The 26,328-nt window shown below is 72.0% G+C and carries 25 protein-coding genes; 8 read left to right on the top strand and 17 right to left on the bottom strand.

Features of this window, described 5'->3' with window-relative positions; genetic code table 11:
• The 3 genes from OZN99_RS05410 to OZN99_RS05400 form a co-directional block, all read right to left on the bottom strand.
• Positions 1-331: CoA-binding protein (locus OZN99_RS05410; protein WP_270934166.1), on the bottom strand; the 331-nt coding region annotated here is incomplete at its 3' end.
• A complete protein-coding gene (locus OZN99_RS05405; protein WP_270934165.1) occupies positions 328-1,107 on the bottom strand; it encodes an enoyl-CoA hydratase/isomerase family protein in 780 nt (259 codons plus the stop codon). The genes OZN99_RS05410 and OZN99_RS05405, both read right to left, overlap by 4 nt.
• A gap of 9 nt (positions 1,108-1,116) precedes the next feature.
• Positions 1,117-2,094 (bottom strand): Bug family tripartite tricarboxylate transporter substrate binding protein, encoded by a 978-nt coding sequence (locus tag OZN99_RS05400; protein WP_270934164.1) that lies wholly within the window; start codon positions 2,092-2,094, stop codon positions 1,117-1,119.
• Positions 2,095-2,298: 204 nt separating this feature from the next.
• Here OZN99_RS05400 and OZN99_RS05395 point away from each other — a divergent pair, with 204 nt between their 5' ends.
• Together OZN99_RS05395 and OZN99_RS05390 are read left to right on the top strand one after the other, a co-directional pair.
• Complete coding sequence (locus OZN99_RS05395; protein ID WP_270934163.1) at positions 2,299-2,763, top strand: (2Fe-2S)-binding protein; 465 nt, start codon at positions 2,299-2,301, stop codon at positions 2,761-2,763.
• A gap of 3 nt (positions 2,764-2,766) precedes the next feature.
• Entirely contained in the window at positions 2,767-5,013 is a 2,247-nt protein-coding gene (locus tag OZN99_RS05390) for a xanthine dehydrogenase family protein molybdopterin-binding subunit (RefSeq protein WP_270934162.1), read from the top strand.
• Positions 5,014-5,047: 34 nt separating this feature from the next.
• Here OZN99_RS05390 and OZN99_RS05385 read toward each other — a convergent pair whose 3' ends face one another.
• The gene (locus tag OZN99_RS05385) at positions 5,048-6,118 is read right to left on the bottom strand and encodes an isocitrate/isopropylmalate dehydrogenase family protein (RefSeq protein ID WP_270934161.1); all 1,071 of its coding nucleotides are present in this window, start codon (positions 6,116-6,118) and stop codon (positions 5,048-5,050) included.
• On the opposite strand from OZN99_RS05385, the gene OZN99_RS05380 reads away from it, so the two are divergent.
• Positions 6,117-7,280, top strand: coding sequence for an Ldh family oxidoreductase (locus tag OZN99_RS05380; protein WP_270934160.1), 1,164 nt, complete (start codon positions 6,117-6,119; stop codon positions 7,278-7,280). The genes OZN99_RS05385 and OZN99_RS05380 overlap by 2 nt on opposite strands.
• A gap of 11 nt (positions 7,281-7,291) precedes the next feature.
• Positions 7,292-8,044 carry an MBL fold metallo-hydrolase gene (locus OZN99_RS05375; RefSeq protein WP_270934159.1) on the top strand — a complete coding sequence of 251 codons (753 nt, stop codon included), beginning with the start codon at positions 7,292-7,294 and terminating at the stop codon, positions 8,042-8,044.
• Here OZN99_RS05375 and OZN99_RS05370 read toward each other — a convergent pair.
• The 10 genes from OZN99_RS05370 to tcuA all read right to left on the bottom strand — a co-directional run bounded on the left by OZN99_RS05370 (position 8,037) and on the right by tcuA (position 19,518).
• Complete coding sequence (locus tag OZN99_RS05370) at positions 8,037-8,870, bottom strand: NAD-dependent epimerase/dehydratase family protein (protein ID WP_270934158.1); 834 nt, start codon at positions 8,868-8,870, stop codon at positions 8,037-8,039. The genes OZN99_RS05375 and OZN99_RS05370 overlap by 8 nt on opposite strands.
• Positions 8,863-9,843: a Bug family tripartite tricarboxylate transporter substrate binding protein gene (locus tag OZN99_RS05365; RefSeq protein WP_270934157.1), complete on the bottom strand. Its 981-nt coding sequence runs from the start codon at positions 9,841-9,843 to the stop codon at positions 8,863-8,865. Before OZN99_RS05365 ends, OZN99_RS05370 begins: the two co-directional genes overlap by 8 nt.
• A 31-nt stretch (positions 9,844-9,874) precedes the next feature.
• Positions 9,875-10,906, bottom strand: a complete 1,032-nt coding sequence (locus tag OZN99_RS05360; protein ID WP_270934156.1) for an Ldh family oxidoreductase — start codon at positions 10,904-10,906, stop codon at positions 9,875-9,877.
• Entirely contained in the window at positions 10,903-12,009 is a 1,107-nt protein-coding gene (locus tag OZN99_RS05355; RefSeq protein WP_270934155.1) for a 4-oxalomesaconate tautomerase, read from the bottom strand. The genes OZN99_RS05360 and OZN99_RS05355 overlap by 4 nt, the downstream gene beginning before the upstream one ends.
• A gap of 24 nt (positions 12,010-12,033) precedes the next feature.
• Positions 12,034-13,992, bottom strand: coding sequence for a tripartite tricarboxylate transporter permease (locus tag OZN99_RS05350; protein ID WP_270934154.1), 1,959 nt, complete (start codon positions 13,990-13,992; stop codon positions 12,034-12,036).
• A gap of 56 nt (positions 13,993-14,048) precedes the next feature.
• A complete protein-coding gene (locus tag OZN99_RS05345; protein WP_270934153.1) occupies positions 14,049-15,173 on the bottom strand; it encodes a type 2 periplasmic-binding domain-containing protein in 1,125 nt (374 codons plus the stop codon).
• A 92-nt stretch (positions 15,174-15,265) separates the two neighbouring features.
• Positions 15,266-16,171, bottom strand: coding sequence for an alpha/beta fold hydrolase (locus OZN99_RS05340; protein ID WP_270934152.1), 906 nt, complete (start codon positions 16,169-16,171; stop codon positions 15,266-15,268).
• On the bottom strand, positions 16,168-16,974 hold the full coding sequence (locus OZN99_RS05335; RefSeq protein WP_270934151.1) for an alpha/beta fold hydrolase: 807 nt from the start codon (positions 16,972-16,974) through the stop codon (positions 16,168-16,170). Before OZN99_RS05335 ends, OZN99_RS05340 begins: the two co-directional genes overlap by 4 nt.
• Positions 16,971-18,128: a tricarballylate utilization 4Fe-4S protein TcuB gene (gene tcuB / locus OZN99_RS05330; protein ID WP_270934150.1), complete on the bottom strand. Its 1,158-nt coding sequence runs from the start codon at positions 18,126-18,128 to the stop codon at positions 16,971-16,973. The genes OZN99_RS05335 and tcuB overlap by 4 nt, the downstream gene beginning before the upstream one ends.
• Positions 18,115-19,518, bottom strand: coding sequence for an FAD-dependent tricarballylate dehydrogenase TcuA (gene tcuA / locus OZN99_RS05325; RefSeq protein ID WP_270934149.1), 1,404 nt, complete (start codon positions 19,516-19,518; stop codon positions 18,115-18,117). The genes tcuB and tcuA overlap by 14 nt, the downstream gene beginning before the upstream one ends.
• A gap of 44 nt (positions 19,519-19,562) precedes the next feature.
• Between tcuA and OZN99_RS05320 the strand changes: the two genes are divergently transcribed.
• The gene (locus OZN99_RS05320) at positions 19,563-20,246 is read left to right on the top strand and encodes a GntR family transcriptional regulator (protein WP_270934147.1); all 684 of its coding nucleotides are present in this window, start codon (positions 19,563-19,565) and stop codon (positions 20,244-20,246) included.
• 5 nt (positions 20,247-20,251) lie between these two features.
• Here OZN99_RS05320 and OZN99_RS05315 read toward each other — a convergent pair whose 3' ends face one another.
• Complete coding sequence (locus OZN99_RS05315; protein WP_270934146.1) at positions 20,252-21,346, bottom strand: Ldh family oxidoreductase; 1,095 nt, start codon at positions 21,344-21,346, stop codon at positions 20,252-20,254.
• Between the two features lie 161 nt (positions 21,347-21,507).
• Between OZN99_RS05315 and OZN99_RS05310 the strand changes: the two genes are divergently transcribed.
• The 3 genes from OZN99_RS05310 (at position 21,508) to OZN99_RS05300 (ending at position 24,310) form a co-directional block, all read left to right on the top strand.
• Positions 21,508-22,476: a Bug family tripartite tricarboxylate transporter substrate binding protein gene (locus tag OZN99_RS05310; RefSeq protein ID WP_270934145.1), complete on the top strand. Its 969-nt coding sequence runs from the start codon at positions 21,508-21,510 to the stop codon at positions 22,474-22,476.
• A gap of 10 nt (positions 22,477-22,486) precedes the next feature.
• Entirely contained in the window at positions 22,487-23,266 is a 780-nt protein-coding gene (locus tag OZN99_RS05305) for a class II aldolase/adducin family protein (RefSeq protein ID WP_270934144.1), read from the top strand.
• Between the two features lie 75 nt (positions 23,267-23,341).
• Positions 23,342-24,310: a tripartite tricarboxylate transporter substrate binding protein gene (locus OZN99_RS05300; RefSeq protein ID WP_270934143.1), complete on the top strand. Its 969-nt coding sequence runs from the start codon at positions 23,342-23,344 to the stop codon at positions 24,308-24,310.
• Between the two features lie 121 nt (positions 24,311-24,431).
• Here OZN99_RS05300 and OZN99_RS05295 read toward each other — a convergent pair whose 3' ends face one another.
• Entirely contained in the window at positions 24,432-25,499 is a 1,068-nt protein-coding gene (locus tag OZN99_RS05295) for an amidohydrolase family protein (RefSeq protein ID WP_270934142.1), read from the bottom strand.
• Between the two features lie 62 nt (positions 25,500-25,561).
• Positions 25,562-26,328, bottom strand: a 767-nt coding sequence (locus OZN99_RS05290) for an NAD(P)-dependent oxidoreductase (protein WP_270934141.1), incomplete at its 5' end; no start/stop codon positions are given.

Below are 26,328 nucleotides of genomic sequence, written 5' to 3'. Positions count from 1 at the left end.
CGCCGTCGCCGCCGGTCTCGGCATAGCCGCCGGCCAGCACGATGGCCGCGCCGCAGCCGCGCGCCGCCAGGTCGCGCAGCGCCGCCTCGGCACGCTCCGGCCCGACCAGCACGATGCCCACATCCGGCGCGCCGGGCAGGCTGGCGACATCGGGGAAGCAGCGCAGGCCGGAGATCTCCGACACGCGGGGGTTCACAGGCCAGACCTCGCCGGCGAAGCCGTGGCGCCGCAGATAGCCAACTGGGCGCCCGCCGGTCTTGGCGGGATCCGCCGAGGCACCGACGACGGCGACACTGCGCGGCCGCAGCAGCCGCCCGATCGCCTCGCTCACCGCTTCGACCGCTCGAGGAAGGCGGCGACGGAGGCGCGATGCTCGCCGGTGGTGTAGCAGATCGCCTGCGCCTTCGCGCCTTCGGCCAGCACGGCCTCGAAGCTCATCTCCAGCGAGCGGTCGAGCACCGACTTCGCCAGCGCCAGCGCGGCCGGGGAACCGCCGGACAGCTCGCGCGCCCAGCCCTGCGCGGCCGACAGCAGGTCCCCATCCGGCACCATGCGGTCCGCCAAGCCGATCTGCAGCGCTTCCGCCGCACCGACGCGGCGCCCGCTGAACACCAGTTCCTTCGCGCGCGAGAGCCCGACGCGGCGCGGCAGGAAATACATGCCGCCGCCATCGGGGATCAGTCCGCGGGCGATGAAGCTCATGGTGAAATGCGCCGCCTCGCCGGCCATCACGAAGTCGCAGGCCAGCGCCAGGTCGCAGCCCAGGCCCGCGGCTGCGCCGTTCACCGCGGCGATCGTCGGCTTCGGAAACAGGTGCAGCAGCGAGACGCAGCGATGCGTCCGGCCCTGGCGCCGCCAGCCGTTGAAGGCCACCTCTTCGGCCGGGGCCGACAGGCGCTGCTGCATGCCGCGCACGTCGCCGCCGGCACAGAAGGCGCTGCCGGCGCCGGTCAGCACCAGCGCGCGCACCGCCGGATCGGCGGCGGCCGATTCCAGCGCCGCGATCACCTCGCCCCGCATTGCATCGTCCATCGCGTTCCGCGCCTGCGGGCGGTTCAGGCGCAGCGTGCAGACGCCGTCCTGCTGCTCGACCTCGATCGCGCTCATGCCTCGTCCCTACTCCACGCGCAGATTGGCGCGCTGCACCACGCGGGCCCAACGCTCCCGGTCGCTGGCCAGCAGGCGCCCGAAATCCTCCGGCGCCGGGCTCGGCGCGATCTCGTCCACGCCGTTCTCGATCAGCCGCCGGCGGATGTCGGGCTCGGCCAGCGTGGCGTTCAGCGCGGCGTGCAGCGCCGCGATCGCCGCGGGCGGCGTGCCGGCGGTGGCGAGGATTCCGTACCAGGTGGCCGAATCCAGTTCCGGGAAGCCCTGCTCGACACTGGTGGACAGATCGGGCAGCGCGGCGCTGCGGCTGCGCCCGGCGACGGCGAGGGCGCGCAGCGTGCCGGCCGCGATGTGCGGCTGAAGCGGCGCGGAGGCGTTGGTGATCAGGTCGAGCCGCCCGGCCAGCACGTCGGACAGCGCCGGCCCGGTGCCGCGGTAGTGGATCGGCTCCAGCTCGATCCCGAGCACCACGCCGATCATCGCGCCCAGCGCATGGCCATTGGTGCCGACGCCGGGCGTGCCGAAGCGCATGGGCTGCTGTGCCGCGCGCGCCACGGCCTGGAACTCCGTCAGGTTGCGGGCCGGCACGCGCGGGTTCACGCAGATCACGTTCGGCGCCGCGCCGACATAGCCCACCGGCGCGAAGTCGCGCTGCGGGTCATAGGGCAGCCGCGCATGCACGAGGGAGGAGATGACGAAGCTGCCGCTGCCGGCGAGCAGCAGCGTGTGACCGTCCGGCGGCGCCTTGGCGACGGCGTCGTTGCCGATCAGGCCACCGGCACCGCCGCGATTCTCCACCACCATCGGCTGGCCGAGGCGCGCGGCCATGCCCTCTGCGATCATCCGCCCCACGATATCGTTGCTGCCGCCGGCGGTGAACGGGATCACCAGGCGCATCGGGCGCGCAGGGAAGACGGCGCCCTGCGCGCGGGCCAGCCCCGGCAAGGCAAGCAGACTGGGCAGCAACAGAGCCTGGCGGCGGCGCATGGACGTCTCCTCCATCGGGGGCACGAGGGCCCGTCGCGCTTCCTCTGCCCTGGAGAGCGTCCTGGCGCCAGCCCCCGGCCTCGCCGCGCCGGCGCATCTTCCGGGCGCGCCGGCTTCCGCGCTAGCGTTCGTGAATGGCCACGAATGGCCTGCGGCGCCGGCTCGTCCCCGGCGCGACGCCACGATCACATGGGAGGGACCGTCGTGCTGCGGATCAGCGTGAACGGGCGAAGCTCCGAGGTCGATGTCGACCCGGCGACGCCCCTCGTCTACGTGCTGCGCAACGACCTGGCGCTGAATGGGCCGAAGCTGGGCTGCGCGCGCTCGCAGTGCGGCGCCTGCACCGTGCTGGTCGATGGACGCGCCGTGCGGTCCTGCCAGATGCGCGCGGGCGAGGCGGAAGGGCGCGAGGTGACCACGCTGGAAGGGCTCGGCACGCCAGCGCGGCCCCATCCGCTGCAGGCCGCCTTCATCGCCGAACAGGCGGCGCAGTGCGGCTACTGCACCAACGGCATGATCATGCAGGCCGCGCAGCTGCTGCAGGACAAGCGCGAGGGCCTGACCGAAGCCGACGTGCGCGAGGCGCTCGACCACAACCTGTGCCGCTGCGGCACGCAGCCGCGCGTGGTGCGCGCCGTGCTGCGCGCGGCACGCCAGCAGGGGGCCTGACCCATGGGTGTGGACACGCTTTCGCGCCGCGGCCTGCTCGCCGGCCTTGCCGCCGGGGCCGCCGGGCTTGCCATCGGGTTCCGGCTGGACGGCGCCGACGCCCAGCCCGCTGGCCCCGCCGCGCCGGCCATGCTGCGGGCCAACCCGCAGCTCGACAGCTGGGTGCGCATCACGCCGGATGGGCGCATCGTTGTGCTGACCGGCCGGGTCGAGCTCGGCCAGGGCATCCTGACGGCGATGCGCCAGATCGCCGCGGAGGAGCTGGACGTCGCGCCGGAACGGCTCGCGCTGATCTCCGGCGACACCGCCGAGACGGCGAACGAGGGCGTCACCGCCGGCAGCCAGTCCGTCCGTTTCGGGGGGGAGGCGCTTGCGGTGGCCTGCGCCGATGCGCGCGCGACGCTGGTCGGCGTCGCCGCACAGGCTTGGGGCGTTGACCGCGCAGCCATCTCCGTCCGCGACGGCGTGATCCAGGGCGCCGGCGGCCGCAGCATGACCTACGCCGAGGCCGCCTCCCGCGTCTCGCTGGTGCGGCCGGTGGACACCTCCGCGCGCCGCAAGCCGCCGGCGGCGGCCACGCTGGTCGGCACCTCCTACCCGCGCACCGACATCCCGGCCAAGGTCTTCGGCCAGCAGGTCTTCATCCACGACCTGCGGCCGGAGGGCATGCTGTTCGGTGCCGTCGCCAGGCCGCCCGGCTATGCCGCCCGCCTGGTGTCGCTCGACATGGTCTGGGCGAAGTCGCTGCCGGGCGTCATCGAGGTGGTGCGGGACGGCTCCTTCCTGGGCGTGATCGCACGGCGCGAGGAGCAGGCGAACGAAGCGGCGCGCATGATCGCCGCCTCTGCGGAATGGCGCGAGGGCGCGCCGCTGTTCGGCGGCAAGTCGGTCTTCGAGTATCTCAGGACCGCGCCGTCCGAGACGCGCACGATCCATTCCACGGAGGGCGGCGGCCCCGGGGCGCGTCGCCACACGGCGGAGTACCGCCGCGGCTTCCAGGCGCACGCCTCGATCGGCGCCTCCTGCGCGCTGGCCAGGTGGGAGGACGGCAGGCTGACGGTGTGGTCGCATTCGCAGGGGCCCTTCCCGCTGCGCGGCGACCTCGCGCGCGGACTGCGCATGCAGCAGGCCGCGATCCGGGTCATCCACGTGCAGGGCTCCGGCTGCTACGGCCACAACGGCGCGGACGACGTGGCGCTGGACGCGGCGCTGCTGGCTCGCGCCGTGCCCGGGCGGACGGTCCGCGTCCACTGGACGCATGAGGAGGAGATGACCTGGGCGCCCTGGGGCTCCGCCATGGTGGTGCGGCTGGAGGCGGGGATGGCCGGCGACGGCGCCCTGACCTCCTGGGCGCACGACGTCTGGTCCTTCCCGCACTCGACACGGCCGGCCAGCACGGATGGCTGCAACCTGCGCGCCGCCTGGTACCTGGAGAATCCGGTGCCCATGGGACGCATCACCGATGGTGCGCTGCCGAACGGTGCCGCCGCGCGCAACGCGGTGCCGATCTACGCCGTGCCAGGGCAGAAGGTGACCACGCATTTCCACACCGACATGCCGGTGCGCACCTCCGCCCTGCGGACGCTCGGCGGCTACTTCAATGCAGTGGCCGCCGAGATGTTCATGGACGAATGCGCGGCGATCGCGGGCGTGGACCCGGTCGCCTACCGCCTGCGCCACCTGCGCGACCCGCGGCTGGTGGCGGTCCTGCGGCGGGCGGTGGAGGTCTCCGGCTGGCAGCCGCGCCCCGTCACGCCCGGGCGCGGCCGCGCGCAGGGGACGGAGCTCATCGGGACGGGCGTCGGGCTCAGCAAGTACAAGAACTCGGACGCCCATGTGGCTGTCGTGGCGCGCGTGGCGGTGGATGTCGGGACCGGGGCGGTGCGCGTGCAGCGCCTCTGGGCAGCGACGGAGGCGGGACGCGCGATCAACCCCGACGGCATCGCCAACCAGATCGAAGGCGGCATGGTGCAGGCGACGTCCTGGACGCTGATGGAGGAAGGCCGCTGGGACCATCGCCGCATCACCAGCGAGGACTACCACGCCTACCCCATCATCGACTTCGGCCACGTCCCGCCGATCGAGAGCGTGCTGATCGACCGGCCCGACCTGCCCTCGATCGGCGTGGGCGAGGGCAGCCAGGCGCCGACCGGCGCGGCGATCGCGAATGCGATCCTGGACGCGACCGGCCGGCACGTGCCGGAGATCCCCTTCACGCCGGAGCGCGTGCTCGCCGCGCTTCGGGGATAGCGAAGCAGGGCCGGCGCCGCGGGGCGGCGCCGGCCTAGGCCTGAAGGGCCTGGCAGAACGCCTCCGCGAAGGCGCGCGTGCCGAGCGCCCCACCCAGATCCCCGGTGCGCCGCGCCGGGTCCGTGACCAGCGCATCGGCCGTGCGTTCGATCGCCGCGGCGGCACGGGCGAAAGCGTCCCTGCCCGGCGCGCGGCGCGCGTGCCAGTCCAGCAGCATCGCGGCCGACAGGATCAGCGAGGTCGGGTTCGCCTTGTCCTGCCCGGCGATGTCGGGCGCCGAGCCGTGCTGCGCCTGCGCCATGCCGTAGCGGTCGGAATGGTTGATCGAGCCGGCAAGCCCGAGGCTGCCCGAGAGCTCCGACGCCTCGTCGGAAAGGATGTCGCCGAACATGTTGGTGGTGACGATCACGTCGTAGCGCTGCGCGTCGCGCACCAGCAGCGCGGCCATGCTGTCCACCAGCTGCTCGTCATAGGCGATGTCCGGATACTCGGCCGCCACAGCACGCACCTCGCGCAGGAACAGCGCCTCGCTCACCTTGATGACGTTCGCCTTGTGCACCGCCGTCACCTTCTTCCGCGGGCGGCGGCGCGCCAGTTCGAAGGCCGCGCGGGCGATGCGGCTCGAGCCCTGCGCGGTGATCTTGCGGACGGACAGCGCCAGGTCCGGCGTCGGCATGAACTCGCCGACGCCCCAATGCATGTTGCGGTCGGAGTAGAAGCCCTCCGTGTTCTCCCGCACGATGACCAGGTCCATCGGCGTGCGGCCGAAATGCGGAAGGCCGGGGCGGGACCGGCTGGGGCGGATGTTGGCATAGAGGTCGAGCTGGATGCGCAGCTCGCCCGAGACGTTGATGCCACCCTTGTCGCGCGGCGGATAATCGTTGTGCGAGACGGGTCCGAGCACCACGCCATCCGCGGCGCGCGCCGCCTCCAGCACCGAGGGCGGGCAGGTCGAGCCGTCGCGCGCCAGGCGCGCCAGGCCGACCTCCTGCTCCTCGAAGGACAGGCCGAGCGAGAAGACCTCGTCCGCCCGGCGCAGCACGGCCAGTGTGGCGGCGGTGATCTCCGGACCGATGCCGTCGCCCGGCAGCACGACCAGTCGCATGACGCGTTCCTCCTCGATGGCGCGCACGCTGCCCCAGCGCCCCGCGCCGCGCAACCGGGCGCGTCTTGCGGAGATCGCAACGCCGTGGCTGGCTGTGGTGCGGGAGGATCCGCACGCCATGATCGTCGCCGCCGACACGCTGTGCCGCTTCGTCGCCGCGCTCTTCGCCGCGGCGCGGGTGCCGGCCGAAGATGCTGCCCTGGTCGCAGACACGCTGGTGCGGGCAGATCTCTGGGGCCATTCCTCGCACGGCGTCATGCGCGCGCCCTGGTATCTCGACCGGCTGCGCACGGGCGTGATGACACCGGTGACGGCGCCGGAGACCGTGGTGGATGCCGGCGCCGTCGCGGTGATCGACGGGCGCGACGGCGTGGGCCAGGTGATCGCGCATCGCGCCATGAACGACGCCGTCGCCCGCGCACGCCGCCACGGCGTCGGCATCGTCTCGGTCCGCTTCTCCAACCACCACGGCGCACTGGGCTATTTCACGCGGATGGCGGCGGAGCAGGGCTGCATCGGGATCCTGGCGGCCAATGGCAGCCCCGCCATGGCGCCCTGGGGCGGGCGGAAGAAGGTGATCGGCAACAATCCCTGGTCCATCGCCGCGCCCGCCCGGCGGCACGCGCCGATGATGCTGGACATCGCCAACACCGTGGTGGCGCGCGGCAAGATCTTCCTGGCCCGGCAGAAGGGTGAGCCGATCCCGGCGGATTGGGCCATCGACGCCGATGGGCGCCCCACCACCGACCCCGTCGCCGCGCTGGCCGGGGTGATCCTGCCGATGGCGGGCCACAAGGGCTACGCCATCTCGCTGATGATGGACGTGCTGTCCGGTGTGCTCTCCGGCAGCGGCGTGATGACCGAGGTGAACGGCCCCTACCAGGCGGAGAAGCGCAGCGGCAGCGGGCATTTCGTGATGGCGCTGGACATCACGCGCTTCGGCCCGCTGGACGCCTTCGAGGCCCGCATCGAGCGCATGATCGCGGAGATCAAGGCCGTGCCGCTGGCCGAGGGCTTCGAGGAGGTGTTCTATCCCGGCGAGATCGAGGCGCGGAACGAGGCGCGGCACCTGCGCGACGGCCTCGACCTGCCGGAGAAGTCGGTGCGCGACCTGGTAGCGGCCGGCGCCGCGCTCGGCGTCGCGGCGCCGCACGGCTGGTGAGGAACGGCACGATGGACAACGCCTGGACCGTCGAGGTCCTGATCCAGGGCTATCCCGGCAAGTCGAAGGAACAGGGCGGCCTGGGCTGGAGCACGGTGGCGCTGGCGCGCGGACCGGGCGGGCGCGTCGCGCTGCTCGACACCGGCCGGCTCGGCGCGCGGAAGGTGCTGCTGGAGCGGCTGAAGTCGCAGGGCGTCACGCCCGACGACGTGACGGACGTGCTGATCACGCATGTGCACTACGATCACTGCGAGAACTGGCCGATGTTCCACAAGGCCAGGATCCACGCCCCGGCGAAGGAACTGGACTGGGCGGTCGCGCAGCCCGACGGATCGCCGATGCTGCCGGAATTCGCGCTGAAGGCCCTGGCGGCGAGCCCGCGGCTGAGTCGCCTGGCCGAAGGCCCGACCGGCCTGCCCGGCATCGCCTGCTTCGAGGCACCGGGCCATTCGCCGCACCACCTCGTCTTCGTCCTGGACGGCGCGCCGACAACGATCTTCTCCGCCGACGTCGCGAAGAACCGGGCGGAACTCGCGACCGCCCGCGCCGACATCAGCCTGGACCCCGCGGTGCACGCCGCCTCGATCGCAAGGCTGCTGGAGGCGTGGCGCGCGCGGCCGGGCACGGTGCTGCTGGTCGGGCATGACGTGCCGATGGTGCTGGACGAGGCCGGCCGCCCGAAGCCGTTGGCCATGCAGCGCAACGCGGTGGATGCCTGGCTCGGCGCGACGCTGGAGGAGGTGACGCGCTTCCCGCTCAGCTGATCCGGTCGGGATCGCCGGCGAAGCCGAGCTCGCAGACCGCGCCGCCGTGGAACCGTGCCGCGACGCTGCCGGGCGGCGGCGCGACCTTCTCCAGCTCCGCGGCCCAGGCCTCGGCATCGTCCTGCGGCACGAAGCCGACATGCGCGCGCGCCGCCTCGTCGCCGCCCCACTTCGCGCGGGTATTGGCGGAAACGCCGTAGAGCACCAGGAAATGGAAGGCCGGCGCGGTGACGCAGCAGCGCGCCAGCTCCGCCATGTCGCGATGGCTGATCCAGCCGCCCAGTTCGCGGGCATTGCCCGGCTTGGCGCGGAAGGCGCCGATGCGCAGGCAGGCCACCTCCATCCCGTATTTGTCGGCGTAAAGCCGGCCCAGCGCCTCGCCCCACACCTTGCTCGCGCCGTAGAGCCCGGAGGGGCGCGGACGCTCCTCCGTGCCCACCGGTCGGTCGGCGGGATGGAAGCCGATGGTGTGGTTGCTGCTGGCGAAGACGAAGCGCCGGACGCCGGCCTCCCGCGCCGCATCGAACACCGCATGTGCGCCGATCACGTTGGCATGCAGGATCTGCTCCGGCGTGCCGCCGGTCTCGCGCGGGATGCCGGCGAGGTGGACGACGCACTCCACCCCCTCCATCGCCGCCGTCGCGACCGCGGGGTCCGCGATGTCGCCGCCCATCGCCGTCTCCCCCGCGGCAAGGCTCGCGACCGGGCGAATGTCGTGCAGCCGCAGCTCCGCGGCGGTGCCGCGCAGGGCCGGGCGCAGCACCGTGCCGATCTCGCCCGCCGCCCCCGTGAGCAGCAGGCGGCGCCAGCGCGGGGCGTCAGGCATCGACGGTGATATTCGCGGTGCGGACGATCTCGCCGAACTTCTCCGCCTCCGCGGCGACGAAGATGCGCGATTCCGCCAGGTTCATCGATTGAACCAGCAGCCCCTGCCCCTCGAAGCGGCCACGCAGGTCGGGCTCGCGCAGCGCTGCGCTGACCACGGCATGCAGGCGTTCCATGATCGGCTCCGGCGTGGCGGCCGGGGCGAAGACGCCGAAGAAATTCACCAGCTCGTACTGCGCCAGCGGCGCGTATTCCGCGACCGTCGGCACGTTGGGCAGCTGCGGCATGCGCTCCTTCGAGGTCACGGCGATCGGGCGGATCCGGCCCTCCTGGATCAGCGAGAGGCCGGAGGCCAGGCTGTTGTAGCCGAACTGCACGACGCCGGCGGCGATGTCGGTCACCGCCGGGCCGGATCCGCGATAGGGCACGTGCACCGTGCGGATGCCGGCCATGTGGTTGAGCAACTCGCCCGCCAGGTGCTGCGGGTTGCCGATGCCGGAGGAGGAATAGCTGAAGGCGCCCGGTCGCGCCTTCGCCTGGTCCACCAGTTCCGCGATGGTGGCGAAAGGCGCCTGCGGGAAACCCATCACCACGTTCGGCACCTTCACCACCACCATCACCGGACGGATGTCGCGCACCGGCTGGTAGGTCATGCGCTCCTTGAACAGGTGGTGATTGATCGCCGTCTCGCCGGCGCCGCCGAGCATCAGCGTGTAGCCATCCGGCGCGGCCTGAGCCAGCGCCTGGGCCGCGATCATGCCGGAGGCGCCGCTGCGGTTTTCCACCACCACGGGCTGGCCCAGCGCGGCGCGCATCGGCTCCGCCAGCAGCCGCGCGCTGATGTCCTGGCCACCGCCGGCGGCGTAGGGCACCAGCAGGCGGATCGGGCGGTTGGGATAGGCGCCCTGTGCCAGCGCCGGCCGTGCCAGCGCCGCAACTCCGAGTGCTGCCAGGCTGCCGCGTCGGGTGAGCATGGTCCTTCTCCTCCCCTTGCCCGCCGGCGGTTCAGCTGCCGGCCAGTTCTTCCAGTCGTCGCAGGTCGGCCGCGGCCACGCGAACACCCTCGCGTCGCGCGCGGTGCAGCGCCTGCATCTCGCGCTCGCCGGGCAGAAGCACGGGACGCGCGGGATCGGCCGCTGGCGTATCGTGCACGATGGACGCGAAATCCGCCATGCGGTCGCGCAGCCACTCGGTCGGCCCGAGCCGGCTGGCGTCGATGACGATGAAGACGTGGCCGAGATCCTGCGCCAAGCCCGGATCCTTGTCCCAGGCGCGCACATGCGTGAGATAGGCCGCGCCGGAGAGCAGGCCTGCCAGCAGGTCCACCATGATCGCCAGGCCGTAGCCCTTGTGCCCCCCAACCGGCAGCAGGAAGCCCTTCAGCGCGGCGGCGGCATCGGTGGTCGGATTGCCCTCGGCATCGGTCGCCCAGCCTTCGGGGATCGGTGCGCCGCGCGCCGCGTGCTCGCGGATCTTCGCGCGCGCCGCGACACTCAGCGCCATGTCCAGGATCACCGGATCGCCGTCCGGGTTCGGCACACCGATGCCGAAGGGGTTGTTTCCGAGGCGGGTATCCTTGCCGCCCCAGGGTGCGATGGTGGTGGTGGCGTTGCTGGCGACGATGGTCGCGAAGCCCTGCTCCGCGGCGAGGAAGGCGTAGGGCGCGATCGGGCCGAAGTGGTTGCTGCCGCGCACGAAGGCCGCGCCGATCCCGGCGGCGCGCGCGCCTGCGAGCGCCTCGCGCAGGCCGCGCATCCCGGCCAGCGGGCCGATGCCGTTTGCGGCGTCCACCAGCGCCAGCGCGGGCGCCACCCGATGCACGGCAACCTCGGCGCGCGCATCGATGCCGCCCAGGCGGACGCGGTCCAGGTATTGCGCGACGCGGCTGATGCCGTGAGTGCGCAGTCCGAACATGTCGGCCAGCACGAGCACGCGCGCCGCCTCCGCCGCCTCCTCGCCACGCATTCCGCCGCGTTCCAGCGCGCTGGACGCAAGCGCCAGCAGGCGGTCCTCGGGAAGCGTCGCCTCTTCGGTCACGCGGCCTTCCCGGCCCAGATGCGGGCGGGGACATAGACCTCGCCCTTCATCAGCCGGCGCGCGGTTCGCAGCGTGCCGCCTGCGGCGATGGTCGGCGCGCCGGCGGCATCGCGAGCCGTGGTGATCACAGCCTCCATCGTGCCGGTCGGGTGCTCGATCACCACCTCCTCGCGCACCGCATCGGTGACGCGCGCGATGCCGGCAGCGACCGTGCCGGGCAGCTTGCAGGCGGAGGCGATGCAGATGCCGCCCGTGACAGCCATCGCCTCGTGGCAGGCCAGTGGCGTGAAGTAGCGGGCCAGGACGGAGCCGCCCGGCGTCGCCGGTTCCGCGATCATGGCGAATTTCGGGATCACGCGGCCCTCCGCATCGCCCATGCCCATCGCGAGGCTCGCCGCGCGGCGGATGCGCTCGATGCGCGCCATGAAATCCCTGTCGGCGTCGAGCTCCTTCGCCGTCTCCTGCCCCGTCTTGCCGAGGTCGCGGGCGCGCGCGATCACCACGGGCATGCAGACGTCGAGGCAGGTGACGTCCACGCCCTCCACATGGTCCAGCGGGCTGCCGGTGGGCATCAGCTTGCCGGTCGCACCGCCGACCGCATCGGCGAAGTTCAGCAGAACCGGCGCGGCGGTGCCCGGCACGCCGGCGATGGCGGTGTCGCCGTCATAGGTCACGCGGCCGCCGGGCGTCTGCACCACCGCCTCGATCAGCGCGCCGGTATTGACCGCGCGGATCAGCACCGTGGTCTCGCCATCCTCCGCCGGCACCAGGCCGCTCTCGATGGCGAAGGGCCCGACGCCCGACAGCATGTTCCCGCAGGTCGGGCCCCAGTCCACGAAGGCGCGGTCCACGGCGGGCTGCGCGAAAAGGTAGTCCACCTGCTGCGGCTGCCCCGGCTCCGCCCTGGAGACGATCGCGACCTTCGTGGTCAGTGTCGTGGCGCCGCCGATCCCGTCGATCTGCCGCGCATCCGGGGAGCCGACCACGGCCAGCAGCACGCGCGACATCGCCTCCCGATCCTCGGGCAGGTCGCCGCGCAGGAAGTAGGGGCCGCGGCTGGTGCCGCCGCGCATGAAGGTGCAGGGGATGGCAGTCTGCAGCACGGGCTTCACAATCACATACTCCGGTCAGCGCAGGGGCCAGGGCAGGTCCACTAGCGATTGCAGCAGCCCCCCGGGGAAATCGAGCACGAGGATGTCGGCCACGGCCACCAGCCCCGCATTGGCGATGGTGGTCAGGGTCAGCGTCGTCGTCCAGGAGCAGCGCGCCGGCCAGCGCAGGAAGGCCAGGAAGAACACGATGCTGGCCAGCAGGAAGCCGACCAGCACGGTGCCCAGGATCAGGCCGGCGAACCACAGCAGATACGTCCAGAAGCCGCCCTGCTCCGGATCGGCGTCCTGTTCCCCGTCGTGCCGCAACCTGCCGGGGCGGGAGGCGAAGGCAAGCCGGCCGGAGATCACCAGCGCGATAGGCAGCATCACGCCGGCGATCATCAGCGGAAAGACCGCGCCCAGGAAGGAATGCTTCGTCGCATCCCAAAACACCAGTGCGAAGAGCGCGGCCGGCACCAGCGCGAACAGCGCCTGCGGCATGGCGCTGGCGCCGGCCTTCGGGCTTTCGTCCTCGGTATCGGCCAGCTTGCGCTGGCGCGCGCCGAGCGCCACGAAGACGACGATCAGCCCCAGGATGATCAGCACGCCCGGCCGCTGCAGGAAACCCCAGCCGTAGAACTGCACGGCCTGGTAGAGATAGGTCTCCATTGGCTGCGCCAGCACGAAGCCGACGACGAAGGGCGGCCGAGGCCAGCCGAAGCGGCGCATGAACATCGCCATGGCGCCGACCGCCAGCAGCAGCAGCAGGTCGGCGATGTCGCGGCTGGTGTTGAACGCGCCGAAGCAGACGATCATCACCATGAAGGGCGCGATCAGGCCGAAGCGGATGGTCGTCAGCCGCGCGATCAGCGGCGAGGTCGCGAAGCACAGCAGCGTGCCCATCACGTTGGCGATGGCCAGCGACCAGATGATCGCGTAGGTCAGGTCAAGCCGCTCTCCCACCAGCTGCGGCCCGGCCTCGATGCCGATCAGCGTCATCCCGCCGAGGAACACGGCCATGGAGCCGGAGGAGGGAATGCCGAAGAACAGGGTGGGCACCAGTGCGCCGCCCTCGCGCGCGTTGTTGCTCGCCTCCACCGCGATCACGCCGCGCACGTCGCCCTTGCCGAACTGGCCGTTCTTCTCGGTCTGCACGGCGTGTCCGTAGACGATCCAGTCGGTGACGCTGCCGCCGAGGCCGGGAATCGCGCCCAGCACGCTGCCGATCGAGGAGGTGCGCAGCAACAGCCACCAGTGCCGCGCGATGTCGCGCATACCCGCGATCCAGCCGCGGCCGAGTTCCGCCGTCTTGGAGATGGTGCCGCCGCCACGCGCCAGGTCGACGATCTCCGGCAGGGCGAAGATCGCCAGCACCAGCACCGGCAGCGGCAGCCCGTCGGAAAGATAGAGCGTCCCGAAGTCGTTGCGGTATTCCGACGTGGCCGGCGCCGCGCCGACGGTGCCGAGCGCGAGGCCCATGCCGCAGGCGACCAGCCCCTTGCTGAAGGATCGCCCGGCGAGCACGCCGACCATGGAGAGGCCCAGCACGGCGAGCATGAACAGCTCCGCCGTGCCGAGCGCGAGGATCAGCGGGCGGGCGACCTGCACTGCCGCCGTCAGGATCACCGCGCCCACCAGGCCGCCGATCATCGACGCCAGGAAGGACGCCGAGAGGGCGCGCGCCGCCTCGCCACGGCGCGCCATCGGGAAGCCGTCCAGGATGGTCGCCTGGCTTGCCGAGGAGCCGGGGATGCCCATCAGGATCGAGCTGTAGGTGTCCGCCGTCGCCGCCACCGCGACCAGCCCGACCAGCATCGCCAGAGCCGAGACCTGGTCGAGCCCGTAGATGAAGGGCAGCACCAGCGACAGGCCGGCGAGCCCACCGAGTGCCGGCAGCACGCCGATCGCGTAGCCGATGCCGACGCCGAGCGCCATGTAGAGCAGGCGCTCCGGTTCCGACAGCGCGATGAGCGCCGAAAGCAGGGCGTCGAGCATCGCGCCGCATCCTCAGCCTGGCGCAGGCCGCCTCACGGCGCCCTGCGCGCGGAGTGTCAGTTGTCGCCGCCGAGGCGGTGGTTGAAGCGACGCAGCAGCCACTCCCGCGTCCATTGCCGCGTGTCCGCCGACATGGTCGTGGCGGCGGCGTAGTGGCGATCCGCGGCAGGGCCGGTCACCTCGTCGTACTCGCCGATCACAGGGCCGCGCTTCTCCTTGTATTCGGGGTCGGCCAGGGTGCGCGCGAAGGCGGCCTTGTAGGCGTTGACGATGCCGGCCGGCGTGGTGCGCGGCAGCACGACGAATTTCTGCGCGGCGAAGCCGGCGATGAACAGCGCACGCCAGGCTTCCCAGGCCGGGCCGGAGGGCGGGCTGCCGGTGGCGGCCTGGGCGAACTCCGCGAAATGCGGCAGGTCGGGGAAGTTCGGGTCGCGGACGATCTCGCCGGCGTCGTTCATCACGCCCCAGGAGCAGAGCGGGACGGCCTTGCCCTCCCGCACCAGCGGCATGACCTGGCTGATGAACGCGGAGCTGGTCTGGTAGTCGATCGGCGTCTCGCCGCGCTCGAAGGCCAGGCGCCCCTGGCCGCGGCCCTGCATGCCGAACACGATCTGCACGTCGAGGCCGAGCATCTCGAACGCAAGGGCGGGCACGATGTCGAGCGAGGTCGGGCCCTGGCTGCCAAACCTCAGCCCCTGCGCCGCCTTCAGCCGCGCGAAGTCCTGCGGGCCGCGCACGCCGAGCTCGGGGCGGACATACATCACGCCGCCGGTCGGCGAGGCCAGCACCGGCACCCATTGCGCGTAGTCGTAGCGCACGCGCGGATCGCCGAGCAGGAAGGGGAACTGGATGGAAGCGGTGGTGCCGAGGATCATCAGCCCGTCCGGCCGCGCGCGCCCGGCGAACTGGTTGGTGCCGTTGATGCCGCCGCCGCCGGTGATGTTGCGCACCACTACGGTCGGGCTACCCGGCAGGTTGCGCTGCAGGAACGGCAGGTGGAAGCGGGCCCAGGTGTCGGAACCGCCGCCCACCGACATCGGGATCACCCATTCGATGGTGCGCCCCGCGAAATCCTGCGCCCGCGCGGCGCCCGCGGGCAGCAGGGCTGCCGCACCAAGGCCGGCCGCGCCGCGCAGCACGCCGCGTCGGCCCGGTCGCCATGCCTCGCTGATCCGAACCATTCCCGTTCCTCCCGTTCACCGGCGCCGCTTGGTGCAGCGCTTGCCAGGCGACACTTATCCCAGGTGCGGCGGCGTCGCGTAAAGCCGCCCGTTCAAGCCGAGCCCTCGGACACGAAGAAGCGCAGGAACCATTCCAGCACGGCGTCCGGCGCGTGTTCGGGCACGTAGTGCCCGCAGGGCAGGCCAGTGCCCGTCACATCGGCGGCATAGTCGCGCCACACCGCCGCGACGTCGTCGAAGACCTGCCCGGTATGACTGCCCGCGCCGTAGAGCACCAGCGCGGGACAGGCGATGCGCCGGCCGGCGGCGAGATCGGCCTCATCCATCGCGCGATCCAGCGTGGCCGCGGCGCGGTAGTCCGCGCAGGAGGCGCGGATGGTCTTCGGCGTGAAGCAGCGGACGTATTCGTCGAACGCCTCGGGGTGGAAGATGGAGATGCCCACGCCCGGCTTGCCGATCTTCCGCTCCATGTACCAGCGGGCGGGGACGGCCTCCATCATGGTCTCCGGCAGCCCGCCCTCCTGCGGCATGAAGACCCAGTGCCAGGACTTCATGGCCCAGGCGGCCGACGCGTTCCGCCAGACATGCAGGGTCGGCAGGATGTCCAGCAGCGCGACGCGGCGCACGCGGTCCGGATGGTCCAGGGCCATGCGGTGCGCCACGCGGGCGCCGCGGTCGTGGCCCGCGACGAAGAAGCGCTCGTGCCCCAGCGCGCGCATCACCTCCACCTGGTCGTCGGCCATGGCGCGGAAGGTGTAGGCGGCGGTGTTGGACGGGTCGGGGCCGGTGCTGTCGCCATAGCCGCGCAGGTCGGTCGCGACCACGTGGAACCGCTCCGCCAGCCGTGGCGCCACGCGATGCCAGGCCACATGGGTCTGCGGGTTGCCGTGCAGCAGCAGCAGCGGCGGCCCCTTCCCTGCATGGCGCAGATGGATGCGCGCGCCGCCCGTGGTCGTGATCTCCGCCGTCGCAAAGCCGGGCAGCAGCGCATGCGTCACGGCAGGAGGTCCGCGATGGCGGCGGCGATGACGGCTGGCTTCTCGATGGGCGACAGGTGCTTGGCCTCCGGGATCACCTGAAGCCGTGCGCCGGCGATGCCGGCGGCCAGTTCACGCGCCATGGCAGGCGGCGTCGCGCCGTCCTGCTCGCCCACCATCACCACCGTAGGCGCCGTGATGCGCGGCAGCAGCGGGCGGAGGTCGGCGGCGCCCAGCATGGCGCAGGCTGCAGCGTAGCACCGCACGTCGTTCGAGGTGAACACATCGAGCCAGCGCTCCAGCGCGGCCGGGTTCGCGGCGTTGAAGGACGCGGCGAACCAGCGCTCCGCCTGGAAGGGCCGCAGCGCGGCCAGGCCCTGTCCCAGCGCCGTGTCGGCACGGGCCTGCCACGCAGCCGGCGCCCCGGGGCCATACCAGGCCGTCGTGTCGATCAGCACCAGCCCCTGCACCCGCGCGGCGTGGCGCGCGGCGAAGTCCTGCGCGATGCAGCCGCCCATCGAGCAGCCAGCCACGGTCGCCGCATGCCAGCCGAGCGCGTCCAGCACGTCCGCCAGGTCGTCCGCACATTGTGCCGTGGTGTAGGGGCCGGGCGCACGGCCGGAGGCGCCATGGCCACGGCAATCCAGCGCCAGCACCCGCGCGCGCCCGGCGAGCGCGGCCGCCACGCCCTCCCACATGCCGCCATCCAGGGCAAGAGAATGCAGCAGCGCGACAGCAGGCAGGCCGGCCGGCGCGTCCCAGAGCCGCCACGCGATCGGCGTTCCGTCGCGCGCCGCCCTGGTGCCGGTGGCGGGCGCGCTCATCCGGCGGCGCGGGCGGCGGCGCGGCGTTCCATCGCGTTGCGCAGCAGCGCGAGGCTCCGGTACACACCGTGCACCATCTTGCTGTAGGGCAGCGCGACGAACAGCGCGAGCACCAGGCCGAGATGCAGCGCCAGCATCAGCCCCATCGCGCCGGTATGCCGCACCGCCAGCAGCAGCAGGCCCGTCGCGGAGACCAGGAACAGCAGCGCGAGGATGGCGTATTCCCCGCCCAACAGGCGGCGCGCCACGGGCACCGGATCCGTCGTCGTCTTCACCCACATCAGCCCCGCCGTACCGATGCACAGCAGCACGCCGCCCCAGGTGCCGAGTTGCACGGGCAGGCTCAGGAAGGCGTGGGGCGAGGTCCAGCCCATAAAGTGGTGGTAGAATGCCCCGGTGGTGGTCGCGGCGAAGCACATCATGAAGCCGTAGAACATGGCGTGGTGCAGCCAGCGCCGCGTCATGGCGAAGCTGTCGTCCATGTCGTTGCACCCATGTCCGCCGCCCCCAAGGTTGCGCAGCGTCAGGATGTCCACGGCCGCCTCCGCCGCGGGCGCGGCGGTGACCTTGGCGCCCGCCCCGGGCCCGGTGGCGCGCCAGTAGCGCAAGCCGCCCATCGTCAGCGCCACCAGCGCGAACAGGAAGGTCCCGCCGGCCAGCAGGTTCATCAGCCACAGCGGGATGATGCGGTAGAAGGCGCCCGGGCCCGTCTGCGGGGCGTAGAGGACGCTCGGGTCCTTGATTGCCGCCACCAGCACCAGCGCCAGCGTGGTGATCACCGCGGCCAGCAGGGAGACCAGCGTACCGTTGCGCTCGAACAGCTTCCCCGCACCGGCGGGCCAGGCATAGGCGGCGTAGCTCTCCTGCCGGATCTCCGCGAAGGTCGCGGGCAGGTTGATGCCGAAGGCATGCGGGGGCGCATACTGGCAGGCGTGGTAGCAGCCCTTGCAGCCGTGGCAGAGATTGGCCAGGTGCGTCAGGTCGCCCGCCGCGAAGTCGCGCCGCATCGCCATGGCCGGGAACACAGCGCAATAGCTCTCGCAGTAGCGGCAGGCGTTGCACACGGCCATGTGGCGCCGCGCTTCCGCGACATGCTCCGACAGCTCCAGCGGGTGCGGCACCACGGCGTCGCGCGGCAGCTCAGTTCCGTGCATGGCGCGCGGCCTCCTCGCCCGCGATGCGTCCGAAGACGGTGCCGAGCGTCATGCCGAAGCCGGCGAGATAGCCCTGCCCCAGGATGTTGCCCGACATGATCTCGCCGGACGCGAACATGTTCGCCGAGGGCTTGCCGTCGGCCATCATCACCCGCGCGCGCTCGTTCACCTTCAGGCCGAGGAAGGTGAAGGTGATCCCGGTGCGCAGCGGATGCAGGATGAAGGGCGGCTTCTCGATGCGGCGCGCCCAGTGGCTCTTGGGTGGCGTCAGGCCCTCCGTCCGGCAGTCGTCGGGCACCATCGGCTTGAAGGTGCCCGGCCGGACGGCGGCGTTGTACTCCGCCACCACGCGTTCCAGCTTCGCGCCGTCGATGCCGGCCATGGCGGCGACCTCCGCGATGCTGTCCGCCTTGTAGGGCGGGAAGACGGAGGGAAGGTAGTCGAACTCCGCCTGGCTGTCGGTGACGGCGAAGGCCACCTGCCCGGGCTGCTGCGCGATCAGCCGGCCCCAGATGGCGTAGCGCTTCGGCCAGACATCCTCGCCCTCGTCGTAGAAGCGCTCGACGTTGCGGTTCACCACGATGGCGAAGGGCACGCAGTCCAGCCGCATGGCCAGCCCGCCATCCTCCATCGGCGCGCGGGCGTCGTTGGCGACCGCGTGGAACTGGGTGGGGTCGCCGACCTCCTGCACGCCCTGGTCCAGCAGGTCGCGCAGCACGCGGCCCTGGGCATAGGGGGTGCCGCGGATCTGGAAGTTGTCCGCCGCCTCCCCCCAATACTGCCGCAGCCATTCGCGGTTGGCCTGGAAGCCGCCGGCCGCCGCGACCAGGGCGCGGAAGCGGATGCGCTCCGGGAAGCCGTGGTGGGAGACGATGGCCTCCGTCGCGAAGCCGTCCTTCGCCTCGATATGCTGCACCTCGGTGTCGTAGAGCACCTCGATGCCGGACTGCGCTGCCGTACGGTACAGCGCGTTGAGCAGCGCCTTCCCGCCGCCGAGGAAGAAAGCGTTGGTGCGCGAGAGCGACAGCGTGCCGGACAGCGAGGGCTGGAAGGTCACCCCACAGGAAGCCAGGAAGTCCGGCGCGTGCTGGCTGGCGCGGATGCACATGCGGGCCAGGCCCTCATCGGTCTTGCCGCCGGTCACGCGCAGCAGGTCATCCCAGTATTCCTCCTCCAGGTAGGAGTCGGTCAGCACGGCCGTCGGGGCGGGATGCAGGGCGCGCAGGTTGCGCGTGTGCCGGCTGTTCCCGCCGCGCATCGGCAGCGGCGCGTGCTCCGCCACGATGACCGAGGCGCCGGCGCGGCGGGCGGTGATGGCGGCGCAGAGCGCGGCATTGCCGCCTCCCACCACCAGCACGTTCCAGATGCGGTTGAAGTCTGGCATGGACATCAATGTATCCACTCGGATACAGAGATGTCCAGAGACCCGCGACCATGGACCTGCCCCCCAGCCCGCGTGACCTAGGCCAGGACGCCTATGCCCGCATCCGGGAGGCGATCCGCGACGGCACGCTCACGCCCGGCCTGCGCCTGACGGAGACCGACCTCGCGGCGCGCTTCGGCGTCTCCCGCACGCCGGTGCGCCAGGCCATCGCGAAGCTGGAATCCGAAGGGCTGCTGAGCCACGAGCCGCGCCGCGGCCTGACCGTCACGCGCCCCGACCATGCGCAGGTGATGGAGCTCTACGTCATGCGCGAGATCCTGGAGGGCGCGGCAGCGCGCCTGGCCGCGCAGCACGCGACGGAGACAGAGATCGCCGCCATGGCGGAGCTGATCGAGGCGGAGCCGGATAGTATGTCGGCGCCGCGGACTCTGGCCGAGATCAACCTTCGGCTGCACGGGCTGATCTACCTGGCGGCGCGCAACCGCTACCTGCTGCGCAGCCTGGAACAGCTTTCGGCGACCATGGCGCTGCTGCCCTCCCTGCTCATGCAGGGCAACCGCGCCGAGGCCGCCCACGCGGAGCACCGCGCCATCCTGGACGCGCTGCGCCGGCGCGACCCGCAGGCGGCGGACGATGCCGCGCGCGCGCATGTGCGCGCGGCGCAGCGTCACCGGCTGGCCTGGCTGGTGAGCACCGTGGGCGTGCCGATGGCGGCACCGGGCGCGAGCGACTGAGCGTGCTACGGCAGCAGGCAGGGCACCCCGGCGCGGGCGCAGACGCCGCGCAGCTGCTCCGCCAGGCTGGGCGAAATGGGAATCCCCTCGCGCAGCCGCCGCTCGCGCGAAGCCGCCTCCGGGTCGCCCGCGACCAGCACGGGCAGCGCCGGGTCGGCGGGGCGCGTCTGGTGCAGCACGTCGATGGCCTCGTCCATGTCGGCTTCGAATTCGCCCTCCTCGCGGAAGGCCGTCGGGTCCAGCGCCATGAAGAAGTGGCCGATGTTGTCGGGATCCTGCGGCCGCTGGGTGCGCACCCGGATCGGCGAGAAGGAGGCGCCCGACAGCACGCCGCCCAGGATATGCGCCATCATGCCCAGGCCGTAGCCCTTGTGGCTCGCCATCTCCGGCGTGCCGCCCACCGGGGTCAGGCCGCCCTCGGGCTGGTTCTTGATGATGTCCCAGCCCGCGTTGCCATCCGTGATGGGGCTGCCCTTCCCGTCCAGCACCCAGCCCGCCGGCAGCGGCTTCCCGGCCAGGCCGTAGACGCGGACCTTGTTCGCCGCGACGGTGCTCGTCGCCATGTCCAACCGGAACGGCCGGTTCCGCGCAGCGGGCGCGGCGAAGGCGATTGGGTTGGTGCCGAGCACCGGCACGGCGGCGCGCGTCGGCACCACGCCGATGGTGCGCGTGGCGGAGGTGACGAGGCCGAGCAGGCCGTGCTTCGGCGCCATCTCCGCGTAGTAGCCTGCGGCGCCGAAATGGTGGGAGTTGCGCACCGCCACCACGCCCACGCCCGCCGCCTTCGCCTTCGCGATGGCCAGTTCCATCGCCATGACGGACGCCGGATGGCCAAGCCCGGCATCGGCATCCACCAGCGCGGTGACCGGGCTTTCCCGCACCACGCGCGGCTTCGCCTGAAGGTTCAGCCGGCCCTTGAGGCGGCTCTCGTCGTAGTCCATCAGCATCGAGATGCCGTGGCTGTCCACGCCGGCCAGGTCGGTCTCCACCATCACCTCGGCAGTCACGCGAACGGTCGCCGGATCCATCCCCCAGGCCGTGAGTACCGAGACGATCTGCGCGCGGCAGGTCTCGGCGGGAAGCAGCAGCGTATCAGCCATCGTCAGGCGATCTTCGCGCGCGGGCAATGCGGGGTCATCGGCGGCTCCTCCTGGGCGGCCGCAGACTGCGACAGCCGGGCCGTGCCGTCCATCGGGCCGGGGCGTTGCGGCCCGACGCAGGACCGGGCCTAATCGACACAACACGACACGGGAGGACATGCATGCGGCGCAGACAGATGCTGCTCGGCGCGGCGGGGATCGCGGGAGTCGCCCCGACTGCCCGCGCCCAGGAAGGCCCCTGGCCGGTGCGCCAGGCGCGCATCATCATTCCCTTCGCCGCCGGTGGCCCGCAGGACGTGCCCGCGCGCATCATCGCCGACCGGCTGAGCCAGCGCCTCGGCGCGACCTTCGTGGTGGAGAACCGGCCCGGCGCTGGCGGCGGCCTCGGCGCGCAGCAGGTGGCGCGCGCCGCGCCGGACGGCGCGACGCTGCTGTTCATCTCGGCCTCCATCACCATTCTGCCAACGCTGCAGCCCAACCTGAACTTCGACCCGATCCGCGACCTGGAACCGTTGACGACGGTGGTGGACCTGCCGGCGGGGCTCATGGTGCGCAACGAATCGCCTTTCCGCACGCTGGACGAACTGCTGGCGCATGCGCGCGCCAACCCGGGCAAGCTGACCTACGGCTCGGGCGGCGTCGGCTCCGCCAACCACCTGACCACGGCACTCTTCGCCTCCATGGCGGGGATCGAGCTGATGCACGTGCCCTATCGCGGCGTCAGCCAGGCGGTGAATGCCGTGTATGCGGGCGAGATCGACCTGGTCTTCGGCAGTTCCATCGAGGTGCTGCCGCATGTGCAGCAGGGCCGCGCGCGGCTGCTCGGCGTGACCACGGAACAACGCATCTCGGTGATGCCCGACGTACCCGCCATCGGCGAGCGCGTGTCAGGCTATGCCGCGCCCAACTTCTTCTCGATGTATGCGCCGAAAGGGTTCCCGCCGGCGCTGCGCGACCGCTTGGTGGCGGAGCTCGCCCTGCTGCGCGATGATCCACAGATGAAGGAACGCATGGCGGCGGCCGCGGGCATCATCCGCCTCGACGGGCCCGGTCCGTTGGCCGCGCGGCTGCCGGTCGAGATTGCCAAGTGGCGCGGCCTGATCGAGCGCGCCAACATCCGGCCGGAATAGGAGACAGCCGATGACCGTCGTGAACCCGCTCGACATCGCGCCCATCCAGGGGTCGGTCAGCGCGGCGGAATGGCAGGCCCGCGTGGACCTCGCGGCCTGCTACCGGCTCTGCGACCGCTACGGCATGTCGGACATGATCTACACCCACATCACCGCGCGCGTGCCCGACGCGCCGGACCAGTTCCTGATCAACCCCAACGGCATGCTGTTCAGCGAGATCACCGCGAGCAGTCTGCTGAAGGTGACGATCGAGGGCGATATCCTCTACCGCCCGGACACGCCCTATGGCCTGCATCCCGCCGGCTTCACCATCCACAGCAGCATCTACCGCGCGCGGCCGGATGCGATGGGCGTGATGCACACCCACACCGTCGCCGGCATGGCGGTCAGCGCGCTGAAATGCGGACTGCTGCCGCTGACCCAGACGGCGACGCGCTTCTACGGCCGCATCGCCTACCACGATTTCCGCGGTCCGGAACGCGACCCATCGGAGCGGGAGGCCCTGGCCCGCAGCATCGGCCGGCACAACTACTGCATCCTCCGCAACCACGGCATGCTGACCATCGGCGAGAGCGTGGCGGAGGCCTTCATCGCGATGTGGGGCATGGAGCGCGCCTGCCAGGCGCAGCTGCAGGCGATGGCCTGCAACACCGAGCTCGAGATGCCGTCCGAGGACGTCGTGGCGAAGTCCTGCGCGACCTACGAGCACGGCTCGCGACGCTACGGCCTGCTGGAATGGCCGGGGCTGCTGCGCCAGCTCGACCGCACCGATCCCGACTTCCGGAGCTGACGCGGCGCCACCGTTGACAGGTGGGGACGGCGCTACGCAGGCTGACCGGCAACCAGGCAACGACCGGAGGAAACGATGACCTTCACCCGCCGCCGCGCCCTGCTGACCGCCGGCTCCGCGCTGGCCCTGCCGGCGCTGCCCGCGCTCGGCCAGCCGCGCTTCCCCGAACGGCCCATCGAGATCGTCGTCGGCTTCACCGCGGGCGGCGGCACCGACCTGATGGCGCGCACCTATGCCCGCTTCCTGGAACAGCGGCTCGGCGGATCCGTCGTGGTGCTGAACCGGCCGGGCGCCGGCGGCGAGGTGGCCTACACCCATGTCGCGCGCGCGCGCCCCGACGGCCATACGCTGATGGCCGTGACCATGCCGGCGCTGCTGACCATCCCGATCGAGCGCAACGCGCAGTACCGCGCCGACCAGCTGACGCCGATTGCGCTGATCGCGACGGACCCCTGCAGCATCACGGTGCACGAGCAGAGCCCGGTGCGCAGCCTGGCCGACCTGCTCGACCGCGCGCGGCGGGAGCCGGATCGCGTGACCTTCGCCTCCTCCGGCGTCGGCACGGACGACCACCTGCAGATCGTGCTGTTGCAGGAAGCCGCGGGGGTGCGCTTCACCCATGTCGGCTTCCCCGGCTCGGCGCAGGTGCGCACCGCGCTGCTGGGCCGGCAGGTGGACAGCATGGGGCTGAATGTCGGCGAGATCGCCGCGGCGCCGGAGAACGTGCGCATGATCGTGCAGGCCGGCGAGCGCCGTTCCCGCTTCGCGCCGGATGTGCCCACGTACAAGGAGCTGGGCTTCGACGTGGACATCTCCTCGGAGCGCGGCATCTCCGCCCCGGCCGGCACCCCGCCCGCCGTGCTGGACCGCCTGCGGGAGGCGACGGCCGACATCGCCCGCGACGCAGAGTTCATCAAGGCGATGGAGGCGCTCTACACGGAGATGCGCGTGCTGATCGGCGAGGCCTGGGGTGCGGAGCTGCGCCAGCGCCAGGCCCGCTTCGAGGCGCTGTGGCAGCGCACGCCCTGGCGCGAGCGGAGCTGACGCGTCGCCTTCCCTAACCCGTTCCTCTCCCTCCCCCGCCTGCGGGGGAGGGTCGGGGTGGGGGCACGACCAGCCTGATGTCCCGGCGCTGTGCCAGAGGTCGCGCCACCGACGCGCGACGTCACAGCCCCAGCAGCGCCTTCGCGTTGCCGCCGGCCAGGGCCGCCACCGTGCTCTCGTCGAAGGTCTCGACGGAGCGGATATGGCCGATCGGGTCGTACTCGCCCATGTCGAACCAGTAGTCCGTCCCCATCATCACCTTCTCCGCCCCGAACACCTTCACCAGGTACTCCAGCTGGTGCGGCGTGAAGACGATGGTGTCGAAGAAGACGCGGCGCAGGTATTCGCCCGGCGGCCTGGGCAGCGTGCCCTTCACGTCGGACCGCGCCCCCCAGGCATGGTCGATGCGGCCCGAATAGCCGCCCAGGTATCCGCCGCCATGCACCGCAAGGATCTTGAGCTTCGGGTGCCGCTCCAGCACGCCGTCGAAGATCAGATAGTGCAGCGCCAGCGTCGTCTCGAAGGGATTGCCGACGACGTTGTTGAAGTAGAAGCGCCGCAGCCGCTCACCGTCGGTGAAGCCGTTGGGGTGCAGCACGACCAGCGCACCGAGTTCCTCCGCCTTCGCCCAGAACGGCGCGAATTCCGGATCGGACAGTTCCCTGCCGTTCACGTTGGTCAGGATCTGGACGCCCTTGAAGCCGAGCTCGCGCATGCCGCGCTCCAGCTCCTTCGCGGCCTCCTGCCCGTCCTGCAGCGGCACGGTGCCGAGCCCGACGAAGCGATCGGGCCGCTTCGCGACGAAGGCCGCCACGCCCTCGTTCACCATGCGCGTCGCCGGCACGGCGATGTCCACCGGCAGCGTGAAGTAGCACTGCGGCGGGGCCGGCTTGATGACCTGGATGTCGATGCCCATCGCGTCCAGCTCGACCAGCCGCGGCTCCACCTGCGTGGCGACCGCAACGCGGTCCGCATCCTGCTTGACGTTCAGCGCCTTGGTGTCGGGCGTCGCGAAATGCGCCAGCGGGATGGTGGAGAGGTCGAGATGCGGCTTCACGAAGGCGCCGGCCTCCGGCACCGCGATATGGGCATGGATGTCGATGGTGACGCCCTGCGGCCGCGTCTCGCGCCCCGGCCGCCCGTGCTTGCGCGCGGCCGTCGGGCCGTAGCTGTTCCACATCTCGCTCATCGGCCCGGACATCCCCTGCTGCGCTCGCTGTGCGGCCCGTTTCCGCGCGCCGCCGGAGCCTGTCAAGCCGAGCGCGGCGGAAGCCCGGCCAGGCGTTCCAGCACGGCGCAGACCGAGGCGGTGTCCTGCCCGCCCCGCCCCTCCTCAAGCGCCGCCGCGTAGAGCGGCGCAGTGGCCGAGAACAGCGGCGTCGGCGCGCCCAGCGCCGCCGCGAAGGCGGCGATCACCTCCATGTCCTTCTGCCAGGTGGAGACGCGCATGGTCGGCGGCTCGTAGCGGGCATCGGCCATCAGCGGCGCGCGCATCTGGAACATGCGCGACCCTCCCGCGCCGCCGCCGAGCAGCCGCACCATCTGGTGCGGATCCAGCCCGGCCTTCATGCCCAGCACCATCGCCTCCGCCGCCGCCACGTTGTGGATGGCGACCAGCAGGTTGGCCAGGAACTTCATGCGGCTGCCGTTGCCGAAGGCGCCGACGTCGTGCGCCTCCCGCGCGAAGCCCAGGAACAGCGGCTGCAGCGCGGCGATGGCGGTGGGGTCGCCGCTGGCATAGACGACGAGGTCCTTCACACGCGCCTGCGCGCCCGTGCCGCTCAGCGGGCAGTCGAGCGGGACGTGCCCGGCGGCCGAGAGGATGCGCGCCGCCTCCTCCTTGTCGGCCAGCGCCAGCGTGCTGGTCTCCACCACAGTACGCGGCGGGAGCGCGGCCGCGGCCAGCGCCTGCGCGGTGGCCAGCAGCGGCGCCGGTCCGGGCAGGCTGGTGATCAGCACGGGCGCCTCGGCCGCGACCTCCGCCAGCGTGGCGCGCGCGGTGACGCCGGCAGCGGCGG

The organism is Falsiroseomonas oryzae (assembly GCF_027856955.1).
GTDB lineage: Bacteria > Pseudomonadota > Alphaproteobacteria > Acetobacterales > Acetobacteraceae > Falsiroseomonas > Falsiroseomonas oryzae.
Note: the sequence above shows the minus strand (reverse complement) of the source record. Positions and strands in the feature narration are given on the sequence as shown.